The organism is Pseudomonas sp. PDM17, from assembly GCF_014851985.1.
Taxonomy (GTDB): domain Bacteria; phylum Pseudomonadota; class Gammaproteobacteria; order Pseudomonadales; family Pseudomonadaceae; genus Pseudomonas.
Genome location: NZ_JACVAT010000012.1, coordinates 50,704 through 67,997, shown reverse-complemented (window position 1 = coordinate 67,997; position 17,294 = coordinate 50,704). Strand labels below are relative to the sequence as shown.

Below are 17,294 nucleotides of genomic sequence, written 5' to 3'. Positions count from 1 at the left end.
AACCCTCCTCAGGCCGGGATCGCCACTTTGTCCAGCAGACGGTCGATCACCTGATCGGGCCCCACGCCATCGGCAACGGCGTCATAGGACAACAACAGGCGATGGCGTAGCACGGGGTGCACCACGGCACGGACATCGTCGGGCGTCACGTAGTCGTTACCCGCCATCCAGGCGTGGGCACGGGAAACCCGGTCCAGGCTTATGCCGCCGCGAGGGCTGGCGCCGACTTTCAGCCAGCGGGCCAGGTCGGCGTCATAGTCGGCGGGGCGGCGCGTGGCATTAATCAGGTCGATGAGGTAGCGGTCTATGGCCTCGGAAACATGCACGTCGCTGACTTCCTGGCGGGCCGCGAACACGGCTTCCTGCGCGAGCGGCGTGATCGCCTCGGGCGTCGCTCCGGACTGCTGGCTGCGCTCCTCGGCGCGCACCAGCTGCAGCACGCGGGATTCGTCCTCGACCCGTGGGTAGTCGATCAGCAGCTTCATCAGGAAGCGGTCCATCTGCGCCTCGGGCAGCGGGTAGGTACCTTCCTGCTCGATCGGGTTCTGCGTGGCGAGCACCATGAACAGCCCCGGCATGCGGTGGGTCTGCCCGGCCACAGTGATCTGCCGCTCTTCCATGGCTTCGAGCAGTGCCGCCTGGACCTTGGCCGGGGCGCGGTTGATCTCGTCGGCGAGGATTACGTTGCCGAACAGTGGCCCGGGCTGGAACTTCAGCTGGTTGCCCTGCTCGGTCTGCTGAAGGATTTCCGCGCCGGTGATGTCCGAGGGCAGCAGGTCGGGGGTGAACTGCACACGGCTCATCCGCGCGTCGAGGTGCTTGGACAGGGTCTTCACGGTGCGTGTCTTGGCCAGCCCCGGAAGGCTTTCCAGAAGGACATGACCATTGGCCAGAAGGCCCAGCAGGATGTGCCGGACGGTTTCTTCCTGACCCAGTACCTGCGCCGATACGGCGGCTTCCAGACTTGCAATCTGTTCACGCGTGGACACGGTTGGTTCCTTGTTCCATCGATTCGGATTCCTTGCCGATGGCGTGCTGGAACTGCTCTCCAGACACACTGCCGTGCCACCGCCTGCCCGTTACTCTAGCAACTGCTTTACGCCGCGCCATGCGGGCACCTGTCGTGAAATGAGCAAACCACCACAAAAGCCGCGTCAGCTGCCTCGTACAAGCCGGGACCGTGCCCGCGCCGGGCCAGTGGGCCCATTGTCGGTTATTCGGCCTCGCGCCACCGACGGCGGGCGTGCTGGTAGGCGTCCTGGTCACCGTAGCCCAGGCGTGTGGCGATCTCGCCGGCAGTCAGCCCCTGCAACTCGAAGTGCTGCTCCAGCTCGCCACGAACCAGGTCCAGCAACTGGCGGAAGCTCAGCCCCTGCTCTTCCAGGCGTCGGCGCAAGGTCCGGGCGCTCTGGTGCAGGGCCACAGCCTGCTCCTCCAGGCCCGGCACCCGCCCCTCGGCGAGGGCCCGGCGCATGTTCCGCGCCAGCTTCCCGGCCCAGCCGCTGAGCTGACGCTGGCGCCCGAGACGACGGTCCAGCTCCTGGCAGATGATCTCGAGCATGCCGGCGTGACGGCCCGCCAGCGGTCTGGCGAGGTCCTCTTTCGCGTAGTACAGGCGATTGCCGTGACCGGCAAATGCCACCGGCACGCCGAATGCCTCGGCGTACTGCGCGTGATAGGCCGGGCGCGGGTGGCTGAACTCCACGCGCAAAGGTGTGATCGGGCGGCCAGTGGCTTCGCGCATCACGGTGAGGCTCATGACGAAATAGTGCTCGACGGTGAACCGGGCGAGATCTCCGGGTGCATCGATCATCACCTCCACGCCGGCACCCTTGTCGTCCACGAGGTAATCGATGGTGTCCATGTCCGACGCCAGCCGGCCATAGCGCGCCCAGAGCTGCAGGGCCTCGCCGACACTGGCGCAGTAGCCGGCGGAAATCGCCAGGATGTGGCGGTCCTGCGCCGTGAACTGGCCGAACAGGTGCAAGCCGATGGCGGGGTCATGCTGCTGCGCCTCGGCCAGCAGCTCTTCCAGGGCGACCATGCTGTAGTCACCTTCGCGGTGCCGGCGAATGCCCTGCAGATAACGCTCCAGCACCAGCCCCAGCGAGCCGCGGTGGTAACGCTGAGGATTGGCCACTTCTCGGGGATTTCTGTCCATTTCACGCCTGACGCGGGCCGGGCCCTTGTTTTCTTATTGTGTTTGCCGCGCCCCGAGGGGCAACCAAGAAGCCAACAAGAAGAGAGTGCCATGAACTCTGAACTGCTCGCCAATAATCCGACCCCCGTGGTGGTCGCGATCTTCATTGCCTTCATACTGCTGGAAATGGCCTGCGCTTGCTTCCGCCAGCCCGCTTCCCGGCGCCGCGATGCCCTGGTGGAAATCTTCGGCTCGGGCATCCTGCTGCTGGTCACCTTTCCGCTGATCCTGTTCACCACCAACCACCTGCTGGGCCACTTCGCCCCGCAACTGCAGGGTCGCCTGGCCGACGTGCCGTGGTACGCCGCCCTCGGACTGTTCCTGGTGCTCGACGATATGACGCAATATTGGTGGCACCGCCTGACCCACCGCGTTCCCTTCCTCTATGCACTGCACCGCGCGCACCATTCGGCGCCGTACATGAGCATCCGCATCGTCTATCGCAACAACAGCTTCTACTACCTGCTGATGCCCGGCATCTGGCTGACCAGCGCGCTGGTCTACCTCGGACTGGCCAACTTCTACTACGGCTACCTGATCGTGAAGATGCTGGTGATCTTCGGCGCGCACAGCAGCGTCGCCTGGGACGACAAGCTCTACAACATCCGCGTAATGCGTCCGCTGATGTGGCTGCTGGAGCGGACCATCTCCACACCCGCCACCCATTCGGCGCACCACGGCCTGAACGCCGAGGATGGCGTGACGAATTACAAGGGCAACTTCGGCAACCTGCTGTTCTTCTGGGACGTGCTGTTCGGCACCGCGAAGATCACCCGTCGCCGGCCGCCGGCCTATGGCATCGAGGACATGCACCCGGTGAGCTGGCAACAGGAAGTGTTCTGGCCGCTGGTGCGTGATGCCCAACCACAGTCGCAATCGAAAGAAGTAGCGGAGATCGCCCGATGAACCTGAACGTCACCCTGATCGCCGGCTCCAGCCAGGCATCCAGCCAGTCCGCCAAGGTGGCCCGCTACCTGGCCGGGCGCCTGCAGGCGCTGGAAATCTGCACCACCGCCAGCGTCGTCGACCTCGGCCGTACTCCGCTGCCCCTGTGGCCGGCGCCGATCGAAGACCAGGCCTGGGTGGAACAGACCGGGCAACTGCAGCGCGCCGACGCCCTGGTGGTGATCTCCCCCGAGTGGCACGGCATGGCCTGCCCTGCCCTGAAGAACCTGTTCCTCTATGCCGGCTACGCCGAACTGGCACACAAGCCGGCGCTGCTGGTGGGCGTGTCGGCAGGCCTGGGCGGCTCCTACCCGCTCTCCGAGCTGCGCGCCTCCAGCTACAAGAACTCGCGCATCTGCTACCTCCCCGAGCAACTGGTCATCCGCCAGGTCGACCAGGTGTTCAACGGTGTCGAGCCGGCCGGAGAAGACGACATGCGCATCCGCCGCCGGGCCGACTGGGCCCTGCGCGTACTGAGCGAATACGCCCACGGCATGCGCGGCTTGAGGGATCGCATCCAGCTGGAGCACCGCGACTTCCACAACGGCATGTAGCAGCCCGTTTCGGTGCCGCGCCAGATTTTCGGGCCCGCATGCAGCGAGCCCGACGATCTGCCCGTCAGTACTTCCAGGTCACCGACGCGGTGAGGTTGCGCGGTGCGCCGTAGTTGGAGGTGCTGCCGCTTTCCAGCGAGAGCAGGTACTTGCGGTCGGTGAGGTTGTTCAGGTTCAGCGAGGCGCTCCAGTTCGAGTCGATGTCGTAGCTGGTCATCAGGTCGACCAGCGCGTAGGCGCTCTGGCGCACCGCGCTGTAGCTGTCGCTTTCGACGCCGCTCTGCCAGCTGACGCGCGAGCCGACCTTGACCTTCGGCAGGCCCGGCAGGCGGTAGGTCGCGGAGCCGCGCACGGTGTGCTTGGGCACGTACCTGCGGGTGCGGTCGCCATTGTCGTCATCGATGCGCACATAGGTGTAGCCGGCCAGCAGGTCCAGGCCGGGCAGCGCCTCACCGGAGGCCTGCAGCTCGACACCGTGGCTCTTGTTGTCCACGCCGTTGTAGACGTAATGACCATCGACGTAACCGGCGTACTCCTGGACGTTGCGCTGGTCGGTCTTGAACAGCGCAGCGCTGACACTCATGCGGCTGTCCAGCAGGTTGCCCTTGATACCGACTTCCTTGCTGGTGCCTTCCAGCGGATCGAGAAGGCCACCGTCGGTGCCGATCACGTACTGCGGTGAGAAGATCCGCGTCCAGCTGCCGTAGACCGCCCACTCCGGGTTCAGGTCGTAGACCAGGCCGGTATAGGGAGTGACCTTGCCATGCTCGCGGGTGTCGTGCGCGGCGCCATAGCTGTCACCGCTACCGTCGGCGCTGAGCATGCGCGCGCCGACGATCCAGTGCAGGTCATCCATCAGGCTGAAGCGCGCGCCGGCGTAGACACTCTTCTGCGTGTCCTCGAAGTTCTGCGCGTTGGTGGTGTCATTGGTGTAAGGCATGGCCGGGCGCGGCAGGTTGCCGGCCAGGGCGTCGGACAGGTTGGCGCTATAGTAGCCGTTCTCGCCAATGGTGTTGGCGCTGGCCTTGAGATGGGTGCGGCCATAGTTTACGCCGAGGGTCAGCTCATGCTCGCGGCCGAGCAGCTGGAACGGACCGGAGAGCAGGCCTTCACCGATCACCTGGTGCTGGGTGCTGGCAGTCTGGTTGGAGTAGGCGGTGCCGGCGTCGTCGGTGATGCCGTAGAGGTAGAACAGCTGGGTATCCTGGTACTGGGTGATACCGGTCAGCGTGAGCTTGCCGTTCCAGCCGTTGCCGAAGTCGTGGTTCAGCTCGGCAAAGGCGCGCTGGGTGTGCAGGTTCCAGTAGGTCCAGTCCTGGCCGACGCTGGAGCTGCGGCTGCTGTAGTGGATCGGGTTGCCGCTGCTGTCCACCAGCGGCAGGTTGCCCCAGGTGGTGCCGTTGGAGTCGGAATTGTGCTGGGAGAAACCGACCGTCAGGGTGTCGGCAGCAGACAGGTCGAAAGCCAGCAAGCCGGCGGCGACGTTGACCTCGTGGCTGTAGCGGTCGAGCCACGAGTTGCCCTTGTCGTGGGCGTAGATGAAGCGCCCGCGCACATTGCCGCTGTCAGTCAGCGGCCCGGAGACATCGGCCTCCACCCGGCGGTTGTCCCACGAACCGACGCTGCTGCCGATCTTCGCCTGGAAGGTATCGGTGGGGCGCTTGCGCACGAAGTTGACCGTGGCCGAAGGATTGCCGGTGCCGCTCATGAGGCCATTGGCACCGTGGAGCACATCGATCTGCTCGTACTCGGCCATGTCCTGGCCGCCGCCCATCAGCGTCTGCGCGAACGGCAAGCCCATGCCGTCGTACTCGAAGGTGTCGATCTGGTAGCCGCGCGAGGTGAAGATGGTGCGATCGGTCTCGAACTGCTCCACGGTCACCGTGGGGGCCGAACGCAGCGCATCGCGCACGTCGTTGAGGCCGAAGTCATCCATCTGCTGGCGGGTGATGGTGGTGACGCCCTGCGGCGTCTCCTGGTCGGTCAGCTTCATCCGCGTGGTGCTGCGCGACGCTTTGGTCTGATAACCCTCGCTGGGTGCGTCGGATTGATCGGGGGCCTGGATCACGCTGTCGGACATGTTCAGTACATCGTCTGCGGCATAAGCCGCAGGCATTGCGCTGCAGGCTCCGGTGAGCAACAGAGCGGAGAAACGGGGTTTCATGGGGGGCGGCCTTGTGTCTGGAATTGGCAGGTAGTGATTATTTGTCGCAAATGGTAATACATCCCATTTGATAATTTCTCCTGCATTTCCTTCCTATCGTGTATCGCCGCCGATACACGACCTTTGCGTGGCGCCGCCGAGGTAGTGCGCGGCGGCTGGTGGATGCATCGATGCACCGGTCGTCGCTGAGCAGCGGACGACCAGTTTCTCGACGATTGGGAGAGATAGCTGGCTTGAGTGCCATGGGCCAGATCGGTGCGCTCACCGGCTACCGATCACTGGCGAGACCTGCCGCTCCCACCCTGACAGTTGGCCAGGACAAAATCGGCGCGAGCGGAAACCGTATCGCAGGGCAGCATGATTGCTTGGTACCCGGCATCCAGATAGGCCCGCCGGACGCGCTCATAGTCGCGCAAGGCCGTTTCGAGGCTGTGTCGGCGGTCAGCGTCGTTCTCGTAGATTTCAGGCCATGGCGGCGCGAGAAAGAGCCGGTCGTAGCGATTGGTGGCGAGAGAAGCCACCGGCAGAACACCGCCACACGCGGCGATCGCCACGACCGCATCGACGATGCCCCGATCAAAAAAGGTGAGCCCTTGCGCCGCTTCATGGTCAGTCACGGACATCGCCAGTGCGCGCCGCCCGAAGGCCTCTGCATCCGCCCACGGCAATGCGCTTCCGTCACCCGCCCGTTCCTGCGCAATGATGCGCCGGCCAGGCTCTTCGACGACGGCGTACCCGCGACGCGCAAGCTCGGCCAGCAGCGTTGACTTGCCAGCGCCCGAACACCCCGAAATCACCGCAAACATGCGAGCCCCCGCCCTGCCCCGTCGTGCTGCACTGTGCCTTTCCTCCAGCGGCCAATGCAGCTTTTCCAACCTGCCAGGACCACCGGAAAACCTTTGGCGGGAGGTATAGCCCCAATCGCCATGAGGTGGGCACGCATCCACGTTTCCTTCGGTGCCTCACCCGCGTTTCTCGTCGGTCTGTCAGAGCCCCAGCTGACTGCGCAGGTGTGCGAGGTACTCGGGATCGCTCATCTGCTGGCGCGCCGCAATGATCTGCCGGGCGTCTTCACCGGCGATGTAGCGCAGCTGGCGGGTTCCATCGGTAGCCGCATCCCACACGGTGTTCGCCACGATGACCGGATCGGAACCACGGCCAGCGAGAGTGCCGAACGCCCCGGTTACAGCCTCGACGAACGCGTTGTACTCGGTGAGGCCGGGGTCGAGGTTCATGTCGAGCGAGGTAGTTGCAAAGTTGGTGTTGATCGCACCGGGCTCGATCAGCTTGACGGTCACCCCGATCGCGGCCAGTTCGTGGGAGAGCGCCTCGGTCATGCCTTCGACGGCGAACTTCGAGCCGTGGTACAGCGTGCCCAGCGGGAAGGTAATCTTTCCACCCATGGACGAGATATTGATGATCAGGCCTTCGCCACGCTGGCGGAAGTGCGGGAGGATCGACTGCATCGCCAGCATGGTGCCGATGACATTGACCTCGTACTGCCTGCGCATCTTGTGCTCGGGCGTTGCCTCCAGCAGCCCGTAGGAGCCGTACCCGGCATTGTTGAGCAGGACGTCGATCCTGCCGAAATGCTCGATCCCGGCAGCGATGGCCGAGTCGATGCTGGCCTTGCGGGTAACGTCGAGTTCGGTGACCAGCACATTGTCGAGGGCGTTGAGTTCCTGGTCCCCCTCCGGGTTCGAGCGAACTGTCGCCACGACATTCCACCCGCGCTCCTGGAAGTACCTGGCGGTTGTGCGGCCTATGCCGCTGCTGCAGCCGGTGATGAGAATGGTCTGGCGGGTCATGGCGTTTTTCCTCGAGCACGCGGGCTCAAAAGTCGTTCGTGCGGCAGCAGTCGAGGATGGCGCCCAATCGGGGGCAAGCCACATCCAGGGCGGCCGGTTGGCTGAGCAGCGTCGTGGCGGGGTACATCCCCTCACATGGCGACGTTGTGCTGCTCACTCTAAGAAACGGCCTGTCACCGGGCTCTAGCAATTCACGCCATTGTTCAGGGGAACGACGCCAGTTCGCTTCGGGGCGCACATGTCCGATACTGGCGCCGTTCGACGTCCGGATGGCGCACTTTGCATGAGATAAAGTTTTCCACCTTTCTATACTCCGCGTACGTTTCGAAGGGGCTGCGTACCCCCCGCTGAGTGACGATGGAGTCCCGACGGTGCAGAACAAGTCCTTTCCCATGAACATCGGCTGGCAGACCCTGCTCAAGGATCTTGGCCTGCAGCCTGCTCATGTATTGCGCCGTGCCGGGCTCCCGGACGACTTGCTTTCCCGTGGAGCGCCGGGTCTTTCTCCGGAGGACTATTTCCGCTTCTGGTGCGCCCTGGAGATCGAAGCCGGCGATGCGCTGTTTCCCTTGCGCCTCGTCGATACCCTATCCGCCGAGTCCTTCGACCCGCCCCTGTTCGCCGCCCTGTGCAGCGCCAATCTCATGCAGGCCGTGCAGCGCCTCGCCAAGTACAAGCAACTCGTGGCACCCATGCGGTTGGAAGTGGAAGTTGGCAAGGAAGGCGAACTGACGCTGACGCCTCACTGGCTACCCGTGCAGGCCGAAGTGCCGTATTCGCTGCAGGTAGCCGAGATCGCGTTTTTCCTGCGTCTCACCCGGCTCGCGACCCGCGAGCCGGTCAAGGCGCTTCGTGTGGCACTTCCGCAATTGCCGCTCGGCGCCCATGCCCGACGCTACGAGGGCTTCTTCGGCGCCTGCGTCGAACAGGCGGCGAATCCGAGCATCACATTCGCCGCCGCAGACGCCTTGCGTCCCTTTCTCACGGTCAACGACACCATGTGGCGGGTGTTCGAGCCGGACCTCCGCCGCCGGCTCAGTGAGCTCGACGCGACAGCGACCACGGCAGAGCGCGTGCGTGCGGTACTGCTGGAACTGCTGCCGGGCAACGCCGCGACCATCGGGAAAACCGCCGTACGCCTTGGCATGAGCAAGCGTACGCTGCAGCGCCACCTCGAGGGCGAAGGGGAAAGCTTTCGCGCCCTGGTCAATGCCACCCGCGAAGACCTCGCTCGTCACTATCTGGCGAAAACCACCTTGTCGGGCGGGGAGATTGCCTTCCTGCTCGGCTTCGAAGATCCCAATTCCTTCTACCGCGCATTTCAGGACTGGACCGGGCAGACGCCCGACAGCGCCCGACATGCCATGCGCCTGAACTGAGGAGCCGCAAACGTGCCCACCCCCGACGATCAACGCAAAGTGCTGCTGGCCGGCGCCACCGGCCTCGTGGGAGGCCAGATACTCCAGGCACTGCTGGCGGACGCCTCTGTCTGCGAGGTGCATGCCCTGAGTCGTCGGCCATTGAGCCTCAGCCACCCCAGGCTTCAGGTTCACATCGTCGACTTCAGCCGCCTGCCTGCGCTGCCACCTACCGACGAGGCCTACCTGGCGCTCGGCACCACGATCAAGGTCGCCGGCAGCCAGGCGGCATTCCGCACTGTCGACCTGGACGCCAATCTCGCCGTGGCCAAGGCCGCGCTCGCTGCGGGAGTCCGGCGCGTGGGACTGGTCAGCGCGGCAGGGGCCGACGCGCGGTCCTCCGTGTTCTACAACCGCATCAAAGGTGAATTGGAGGATGCCCTCAAGGCGATGGAACTGACGGCGCTGGTGATCGCGCAACCCTCGCTGTTGCTGGACTACCGCGATGGCCTGCAACAACCGCCGCGCCTCGGCGAGCAGCTGGCAATCCCGATCGCGAAGCTCCTGGGGCCGCTGATGCCAGGGAAATATCGACCCGTCCATGCGCGGGCGGTCGCGCAGGCGCTGGTCAGGACCTTACCGAAGGCGGAAGGCCTGGCCGTGCTGGCGTCCAATGTGCTCGTCAGGCTCGGCGACCAGCCCTGAGCGAAATCTGGGTCATACCGCGCCAGCACTCGCATTGGCTGGTGGTGTCCGGCCTGACTCCATGAGCTCCGGGCCGGAAGCTGCCCTCCGCATCGGGCAGCAACGGACCATCGCCAAGCTGGAGTTTTCAAGCAATCCCACATCCCGTATATTTGATAACGATTGTCGTTTGCAAATTGTTCTTAGGGGATTGCAATGCAGGGGGATTCGTCGCTGCAGGCGGTAGGGATGCTTTACCGCGACCATCATGGCTGGCTGCGTGGCTGGCTGCGCAAGCGCCTCAACGATGCCGCCGATGCTGCCGACCTGGCGCAGGATACCTTCGTTCGCGTGCTGATGGCCCGGAGCGCCGAGGCGATCCGCGAGCCCCGGCACTATCTGCAAACCATCGCCCGGGGCCTGGTCATCGACCTGTACCGCCGCCGTTCGCTGGAGCGCGCCTATCTGGAGGCGCTGGCGTTGCTGCCCGAAGCGGTGCAACCGTCCCCCGAGGAACAGGCGCTGCTGCTCGAGGCGCTGCAGGAAATCGACCGGATGCTCGATGGCCTGGGACCGAAGGTCCGGCAGGCCTTCATCCTTTCCCAGCTCGAAGGGCTGACCTACAACCAGATCGCCGAGCGACTGGGGATCTCTCTGCGCACGGTGAACAAGTACATGGCCAAGGCCATGGAGCACTGCTGCCTGGCCATGGCGGGAGTCCTGTGAACGACTCCCTGCAACCCAATGAACGGGAAGCCATCAGCGAAGCGGCCCGCTGGTACGCACGCCTGGCCAACGCGACGCCGGGAGACGGCGATCAGCGGGCCTGGCAACGCTGGCTGGCGGCCGACCCGATCAACCAGCGCGCCTGGCAACGCATCGAATCGGTGAACCTGCAGATGGCCCGCGTGCCGGGTCGCCTGGCGGCTGCCACGCTGGCCTCGGCCGGGCAGTCCCGGCGCCAGGTGCTGCGCAGCTTCGTCGTGCTCGCCTCGCTGGGCGGCCTGGCCACCCTGGGTTGGCGCAGTGACGTACGCCAACGCTACACCGCCGGCTACCGGACCGCGGTCGGCGAACGTCGCCATTTCACCCTGGCGGACGGCAGCCGGATGCAACTGGGCACGGACAGCGCTGTGGATGTGCTGTTCGACGCGAACCAGCGCCTGATCGTCCTGCGCGCCGGCGAGGTGCTGATCAGCACCGCAACCGATGCACTCGACAGACCCTTCCGCGTACGCAGCACCGACGCCACCGTGCGCGCGCTGGGTACTCGTTTCAGCGTGGGCAGCTGGGGCAACGGAACCGAGGTGGCGGTGCTGGAGAAAGCCGTCGAAGTCTCGGTGCCCGGCCAGGACAAGCCGTTGCGCCTGGAAGCCGGCCAGCACACGCGGATCGTCTCCGGCGTCATCGAGCCTGTGCAGGCCAACGATGCCTCCGTGGGCGCCTGGGCGCAGGGCAGCCTGATCGCCATCGACCGCCCGCTGGGCGAGTTGCTGGAGGAACTGGGACGCTACCGCCACGGCTGGTTGAGGTGCGATCCGCGCATCAGTGGCCTGCGCATTTCCGGCGCCTTCCCGGTGGATGACACCGACCTCGCGCTCAGGGCCCTGGAGCGCAGCTTCCCTGTTACGACGGTGTATCGCACGGGGTATTGGGTAACCGTGGTTCCGCGCGGCTGAGCCGGCCTGGAGGCGCGAAAAGATTTTTCCAATCAGTGTGCACTTTCTTCGTCCCTGGTTCGGCTACTCCGGCATCAGTGACCCACTTGGTCACCACCACCGGGGAGAGACCATGCTGTATCCGTTCGTTCGCCACCGGCTTGCCATTCACGTGCAGGCTGCCCTCTTCAGTGTCGCCGTCGTCGGCGTACCCGTCGCTCAGGGCGCAGAGCCCTCAGAGTCCGCAGCGTCCAGCGCAGCGCAGAGCATCCGGCAGTACGACATCGCCGCCGGGTCGCTGACCGAGGTGCTCAGCCGCTTCGCCAGCGAAGCCGGGGTCGCGCTCTCGTTCGATGCCAGCAGGACCGCGCATCTGCAGTCGGCCGGCCTGCACGGCAGCTATTCGCGGGAGGCCGGGTTCGCCGCCCTCCTCTCCGGCACCGGGCTGCGAGCAGTGGACCAGGGCGGCAGCTATGTGCTGGAGGAAGTTCCGACCGCGCTGGCGATGAGCGACACGATCATCACCGGCCAGGGCCTGGGGCCGACAACGGAAGACTCCGGTTCCTACACCTCCAACGAAGCCACCATCGGCAAATCCACCCAGCGCCTGAAGGACATTCCGCAGTCGGTCACCGTCATCACCCGCAAGGCGATGGACGACCAGCGCCTCGACACCCTGGACCAGGTGCTGGAGAAAACCACCGGCATCACCACCTACCAGAGCCCGTCCGGCGGCAAGTACATCTACTCGCGCGGCTTCGAAGTGGAAACCATCCAGTACGACGGCGTCCCCCTCGACCGCCGCTACTACGCCATCGGCAGCAGCTTCACCTCCGACACGCTGCTCTACGACCGCGTGGAAGTCCTGCGTGGCGCCAACGGCCTGCTACAGGGCAGCGGCAACCCCGGCGCGGCGATCAACCTCGTGCGCAAGCGCCCGAAGGCCGAGCCGTCGCTCTCGCTGACCGCCAGCGCAGGCTCCTGGGACACCTACCGGCAGACCATCGATGGCAGCGCCCCGCTCACCGCCGACGGCAGGCTGCGTGGTCGGGTAGTAGCAGGCCATGAGGACCGGGACTACTTCTACGACACCGCGGACAGCCGCAAGAACGTGCTCTACGGCATTCTCGAGTACGACCTGACCGACGATACCCGAGTGGCCGCCGGGGCCAGTGTGGAAGACCTGCACTCGACACCGTCCTTCGGCGGCCTGCCGCGCAACAAGGACGGCAGCGCGGTGCATGCGGGGCGTTCCACCTTTACCGGTGCGGACTGGAACAAATGGAACAACAAGCAGACCACCTACTTCGCCGATGTCACCCATGACTTCAACGATGACTGGCGCCTGAATGCCTCGGGCAGCTACATCCGCGAAACCAACGACATCCTCTACAGCTTCGGTCGTGGCGCGGTCGACCCGGCCACCGGCGACGGCATGCAGTCGCGCGCCTACCTCTACGACTTCGAGAACATCAACAAGGGCGCCGACATCAACCTCGCCGGCAAGTGGCGTGCCTTCGACCTGGAGCACCAGGTGGTGGTCGGCGCCAACGCCAGCGACCTGAAGACCGACGACCTGCAGGGCGGTTTGCTCAACCTGGGGCCGATCAACATCTACGACCCGGTCTCCCCGCGCGAGCCGACCGAGGAAGAGATGCTCAGCACCACCTACGCCGGCACCTCCAAAGGTCACATCCGCCAGAACGGCCTCTACGGCGTGGTTCGCTACAAGCTGGCCGAGCCGCTGACCCTGGTCCTGGGCGGGCGCACCAGCAACTACCAGTACGACTACGAACTCACCCGCTTCACCACCTCCTCCCCCGCCCCGGCGCATTCGAAGGAAACCGGCGAGTTCACTCCCTACGGCGGCCTGATCTACGAGCTGAACAACCAGTGGTCGGTCTACGCCAGCTACACCGACATCTTCAAGCCGCAGACCGAGCTGACCCAGGACAGCGCTCCGCTCAAGCCCATCGAAGGCTCCAACTACGAGCTGGGCCTGAAAGGCGAGCTGATGGATGGGCGGGTGAACACCAGCTTCGCGATCTTCCGCGTGGACCAGGAGAATCGCGCGCAGTACGACTACGCCTCGGAGTGCGGGCAGAACGGCGAAGACAACTGCTACGTGGCCGGCGGCAAGGTTCGCGCCGAGGGCTTCGACGCAGAGATCAGCGGCGAAGTGCTGCGGGACCTGCAGCTGTTCGCCGGCTACACCTACACCTCGACCAAGTTCCTCAACGACCCGAGCGACGGCACCTCGTCCTCCGGCTCCACCTTCAACAGCTACACGCCGCGTCACCTGCTGCGCTTCTGGGCCGATTACAAGCTGCCGGGCGAACTGAACCAGTGGACCGCCGGCGCGGGCGCCAGCATCCAGAGCGAGAACTACAACACCAACTTCGGCGGCACCGGTGGCGTCGGCGATATCAAGCAATCCGGCTACGCCATCTGGAACGCGCGCCTGGGCTACCAGATCAACAAGAACCTCAGCGTCGCCCTGAACGGCAACAACCTGTTCGACAAGAAGTACTACTCCTCCATCGGCTGGCTGAACGCGAGCAACCAGTACGGTGACCCGCGCAACTACACCGTCACCCTGAAGGCTGACTTCTGAGCGGATGTCGCAGCGGCAATCCCCCCGACGATGCACGTCAGGGGGATTGCCCCTCCCCTCACGCCTCGCTCACCAGCGCTCGTGACTCATCGCAAAGAGCAACCCACGCCAGGCCGGCGACCCAGATCACGGAAACGGCGTAATTGAGCCGCTGATACAGCCCGAACCCATGCCCGTTGGCGAAGGCACTCGCCATCATCACCACCGTCGCGACAGCCAGCACCACGCAGAGCCCCGAGAACCCGCCGAACTCCGGTGACGACAGCAGTCGCTTGCCCAGGAACGCCCACAACGCGCTGGCCAGCGTCAGCGAGAGGAACATCACCAGTCCCGCCAGGTTGTGGATCTGCTGGGACGTCGAAGGCTGCGCCGGCGCACAGCCCTGGTCGCAGGAGAAGTAGCCGGTCGCGAAGCTGGCCAGCCCGTGCAGCGCTATCAACGCGGCGCCGAGCAACGCCAGGCGGGAGCTGGCGAACCTTCGCGCGACCCCCACGGCGAAAAACACGAACAACACCCCCAGCGGGAAGTTGTTCACCCATGCGGAGTAGCCTTGCGTGGGCGCGCCCGCCGCCCCCAGCTGACTCATCGCCTGGTCGAGGTGGCTGAAGCCGGGGTAGCCCAGCGAGGTCAGCGCCACCCCCACGAACAGCCAGAGTGGAATCAAAAGCCCCAGGCGCAAAAGATTCCGGTCGATGTTTGTCACGCGATGGCACTCCCTTGTCATGTTGGTGATCGAACCCGCCTCTCGCGATGCACCCGCCTACTGGCGGCGCATGCCTGGTTCATTCACGCCAGCTGCCTTCAATCTGGTCCGGGCCCACATTGGCCAGTGCGGCGCGCAGGCCAACGCTGTCCAGGCGTCTGCAGTAAGCCGGACGGGCGCGCTCGAAACGCCGACCTTCGGCCAGAGCACCGGCATCGACCACGTCGTAGCCCAGGCGCTCGTGCAGATCGCTGACCGCCTGCTTGGCCTGCAGGTCGTCGCCGGCAATGGGTAGAGCCCGGCGATCGGCGGCACCGGCCGGGCGGGCATCAGTCAGCAGATCGCGCTCGAGAATGGCGTTGAACGCCTTGACCACCCTGGCGCCAACCAGGTGCTGCGCCAGCATTTCGCTGGTGGAGGTTTGCCGACTCTCCAGCGTGGCGAACTGGCCGTCGCGCTGCGGGTAGTAATTGCCGGCATCCAGCACGACCTTGCCGGCGAAGGCGTCCACCGGCAATTCAGGGTAGCGGCCGAAGGGAATCGCCAGCAGCACCAGCTCGCCGAAGCTCGCCGCCTGCTCCACGGTGCCAACCTCGCAGCCCAGGGAAGCCGCGGTGCTGGCCAGCGTGTGCGGCCCGCGTGAATTGCTGAGCATGACCTCGCAACCGTTCTTCCCGGCAAGTGCCGCCATGGCGCGGCCAATGAACCCCGCCCCGATGATTCCGATACGCATCGCCTGACTCCTTTGCTTGCAGTGCAGTGGGAACCGGCCCGCGCTTGCCAGCCAGACCGGAAGCCAGGATGCTATTTGAAATCAGACAGCTGAAATATCGGCCTTCATTTGGAAGTGTCGAAACCACAGGTAGCGAATCATGGATCGACTGCAAAGCATGGCGGTGTTCGTCAGGGCCGCCGACAGCGGCTCGTTCTCCGCCGCCGGGGCGGCGCTGGGCATGTCCTCCCAGATGGCGGGCAAGCATGTCAGCGCGCTGGAGGAGCGCCTGGGCGTCAAACTGCTCAACCGCACCACCCGCCGGCAGAGCCTGACCGAGATCGGCCAGCACTACTATGAAAGCTGCAAGCGTGTGCTGGCCGAAGCAGAAGCGGCGGATGCGCTGGCCCTGGATCATCTCGCGGTCCCCCGGGGACGATTGCGGATCAGCGCCCCGGTCACCTATGGCACCTACTGCCTGATGCCGCTGCTGGGCCGCTATCTGCGCCAGCACCCGGACGTGAAGATCGAGTTGTCGCTCAATGATCGTCTGGTGGACCTGATCGACGAGAGCTTCGAAGCGGTGATCCGCATCGGCCCGCTGGACGACTCCAGCCTGGTCGCGCGGCCATTGGCGGCCTATCGGCTGATTGCCTGCGCGGCGCCCGCCTACCTCGCCGAGCATGGCACTCCGCAGACGCCCGACGATCTGCAAGGGCACCACTGCCTGGGACTTACCGCATGGCCTGCATCGGTATCCGGGGGATGGCAGATGCTGGGGGGTGAGAGCCTGCAGCTGCTGGCCCAGAGCAGCCGCCTTCAGGTCAACGACGCCCGCGCGCAGCGCGCCGCCGCGTGCGATGGCCTGGGCATCATCCTCGGCGCCGAGATGATGCTCGCCGAGGACCTCCGGCAGGGCCGCCTGGTGCAGCTGTTCCCCGACCTTCAGGCACCGGCGCGGCAGGTCCATCTGCTCTACGCCAGCGACCGCCGCATGCCGCCGAAGCTGCGCCGTTTCGTCGACCAGGTAGTCGCCGAACTGGGGAGCAGACCGGCCTGAAGCGGACGCTCGCGCCGTCGCAAGAATAACGGCGAAGCTGACGGTCAGGCTGCATCGCCGCAGGAGCGGTCAGGCAATGGTTGACGCGAGCACTTTGTTCGATAAGGTCAGGGGCAGACCCACCATTCGCGAATGAGCAGCAGCTCGGGAGATGCAGCCAGTGCAGAACGACAGCACCAGCGTGGACACAGTGGTTTTCGATCTTGGCGGCGTGCTGGTCGATTGGAATCCGCGCTACCTCTACCGAAAGGTCTTCGATGGCGACGAAGAGGCGATGGAGACTTTCCTCGCTCATGTCTGCAACCAGGCCTGGAACGAACGCCAGGACCGCGGGCGGCCCTGGGCCGAAGCGATCGCCGAGGCCATCGCGCTGCACCCTGCGCACGAGCCGCATATCCGGGCCTACCGTGAGCGTTGGGACGAGATGCTCGGCGGTGCCCTGGAAGACACCGTGCAGGTCCTCGATGAACTCCACCAGAGCGGCGTACGCTTACTGGCGCTGACCAACTGGTCGGCGGAGACCTTTCCGGTGGCCGAAGAACGTTTCGAGTTCCTCGGCAAGTTCGAAGCGGTACTGGTCTCCGGCCAGGAAGGTTGGATGAAACCCGAACCGGAGATCTTCCAGCTGCTGATCCGGCGCTATGGTCTTGCGCCGTCCCGCACGTTGTTCATCGATGACGTCCGCAAGAATGTGGAGGCGGCGCAGGCCCTGGGCCTGCAGGCCATCCAGTTCGCCAGCGCACGGCAATTGCGCAACGACCTGAAAGCCTTCGGCCTTCCGATCGCCCCCTCGGAGCAGTGAGCCACCAGCGCTCACGCAGGACGCAGGTACAA

General features: G+C 65.1%; 16 protein-coding genes. 9 read left to right on the top strand and 7 right to left on the bottom strand.

Annotated elements, in window-relative coordinates:
• Window positions 1–8: 8 nt before the first annotated feature.
• Both IB256_RS29650 and IB256_RS29645 read right to left on the bottom strand, forming a co-directional pair.
• The gene (locus IB256_RS29650) at window positions 9–989 is read right to left on the bottom strand and encodes an AAA family ATPase (RefSeq protein WP_192294863.1); all 981 of its coding nucleotides are present in this window, start codon (window positions 987–989) and stop codon (window positions 9–11) included.
• A 224-nt stretch (window positions 990–1,213) separates the two neighbouring features.
• Window positions 1,214–2,161, bottom strand: coding sequence for an AraC family transcriptional regulator ligand-binding domain-containing protein (locus tag IB256_RS29645; RefSeq protein ID WP_192404927.1), 948 nt, complete (start codon window positions 2,159–2,161; stop codon window positions 1,214–1,216).
• A 90-nt stretch (window positions 2,162–2,251) separates the two neighbouring features.
• On the opposite strand from IB256_RS29645, the gene IB256_RS29640 reads away from it, so the two are divergent.
• Together IB256_RS29640 and IB256_RS29635 are read left to right on the top strand one after the other, a co-directional pair.
• On the top strand, window positions 2,252–3,106 hold the full coding sequence (locus IB256_RS29640) for a sterol desaturase family protein (RefSeq protein WP_192404926.1): 855 nt from the start codon (window positions 2,252–2,254) through the stop codon (window positions 3,104–3,106).
• Window positions 3,103–3,699, top strand: a complete 597-nt coding sequence (locus IB256_RS29635; protein ID WP_192294866.1) for an NADPH-dependent FMN reductase — start codon at window positions 3,103–3,105, stop codon at window positions 3,697–3,699. The genes IB256_RS29640 and IB256_RS29635 overlap by 4 nt, the downstream gene beginning before the upstream one ends.
• 64 nt (window positions 3,700–3,763) lie before the next feature.
• Here IB256_RS29635 and IB256_RS29630 read toward each other — a convergent pair whose 3' ends face one another.
• From IB256_RS29630 to IB256_RS29620, 3 genes are all read right to left on the bottom strand, one after another.
• On the bottom strand, window positions 3,764–5,815 hold the full coding sequence (locus IB256_RS29630; protein WP_225602020.1) for a TonB-dependent siderophore receptor: 2,052 nt from the start codon (window positions 5,813–5,815) through the stop codon (window positions 3,764–3,766).
• Between the two features lie 323 nt (window positions 5,816–6,138).
• Window positions 6,139–6,669: an AAA family ATPase gene (locus IB256_RS29625; protein ID WP_192294868.1), complete on the bottom strand. Its 531-nt coding sequence runs from the start codon at window positions 6,667–6,669 to the stop codon at window positions 6,139–6,141.
• A gap of 180 nt (window positions 6,670–6,849) precedes the next feature.
• On the bottom strand, window positions 6,850–7,671 hold the full coding sequence (locus IB256_RS29620) for an SDR family oxidoreductase (protein ID WP_192404924.1): 822 nt from the start codon (window positions 7,669–7,671) through the stop codon (window positions 6,850–6,852).
• Window positions 7,672–8,042: 371 nt separating this feature from the next.
• Here IB256_RS29620 and IB256_RS29615 point away from each other — a divergent pair, with 371 nt between their 5' ends.
• The 5 genes from IB256_RS29615 (at window position 8,043) to IB256_RS29595 (ending at window position 13,985) form a co-directional block, all read left to right on the top strand.
• A complete protein-coding gene (locus IB256_RS29615) occupies window positions 8,043–9,050 on the top strand; it encodes an AraC family transcriptional regulator (protein WP_285888360.1) in 1,008 nt (335 codons plus the stop codon).
• Window positions 9,051–9,062: 12 nt separating this feature from the next.
• A complete protein-coding gene (locus IB256_RS29610) occupies window positions 9,063–9,734 on the top strand; it encodes an NAD(P)H-binding protein (protein ID WP_192294870.1) in 672 nt (223 codons plus the stop codon).
• Window positions 9,735–9,929: 195 nt separating this feature from the next.
• On the top strand, window positions 9,930–10,439 hold the full coding sequence (locus IB256_RS29605; protein WP_192404923.1) for a sigma-70 family RNA polymerase sigma factor: 510 nt from the start codon (window positions 9,930–9,932) through the stop codon (window positions 10,437–10,439).
• Window positions 10,436–11,392: a FecR domain-containing protein gene (locus IB256_RS29600; RefSeq protein WP_285888364.1), complete on the top strand. Its 957-nt coding sequence runs from the start codon at window positions 10,436–10,438 to the stop codon at window positions 11,390–11,392. Before IB256_RS29605 ends, IB256_RS29600 begins: the two co-directional genes overlap by 4 nt.
• A 112-nt stretch (window positions 11,393–11,504) precedes the next feature.
• Window positions 11,505–13,985 carry a TonB-dependent siderophore receptor gene (locus IB256_RS29595; RefSeq protein ID WP_192404922.1) on the top strand — a complete coding sequence of 827 codons (2,481 nt, stop codon included), beginning with the start codon at window positions 11,505–11,507 and terminating at the stop codon, window positions 13,983–13,985.
• Between the two features lie 58 nt (window positions 13,986–14,043).
• Here the strand turns inward: IB256_RS29595 and IB256_RS29590 are convergent, their stop codons facing one another.
• Together IB256_RS29590 and IB256_RS29585 are read right to left on the bottom strand one after the other, a co-directional pair.
• A complete protein-coding gene (locus IB256_RS29590) occupies window positions 14,044–14,688 on the bottom strand; it encodes a DUF998 domain-containing protein (protein ID WP_192404921.1) in 645 nt (214 codons plus the stop codon).
• 79 nt (window positions 14,689–14,767) lie between these two features.
• Window positions 14,768–15,421 carry an NADPH-dependent F420 reductase gene (locus IB256_RS29585; RefSeq protein WP_192404920.1) on the bottom strand — a complete coding sequence of 218 codons (654 nt, stop codon included), beginning with the start codon at window positions 15,419–15,421 and terminating at the stop codon, window positions 14,768–14,770.
• Between the two features lie 139 nt (window positions 15,422–15,560).
• Between IB256_RS29585 and IB256_RS29580 the strand changes: the two genes are divergently transcribed.
• A complete protein-coding gene (locus IB256_RS29580; RefSeq protein ID WP_192404919.1) occupies window positions 15,561–16,460 on the top strand; it encodes a LysR family transcriptional regulator in 900 nt (299 codons plus the stop codon).
• Window positions 16,461–16,611: 151 nt separating this feature from the next.
• Entirely contained in the window at window positions 16,612–17,262 is a 651-nt protein-coding gene (locus IB256_RS29575) for an HAD family hydrolase (RefSeq protein ID WP_192294874.1), read from the top strand.
• Window positions 17,263–17,294 lie beyond the last annotated feature (32 nt).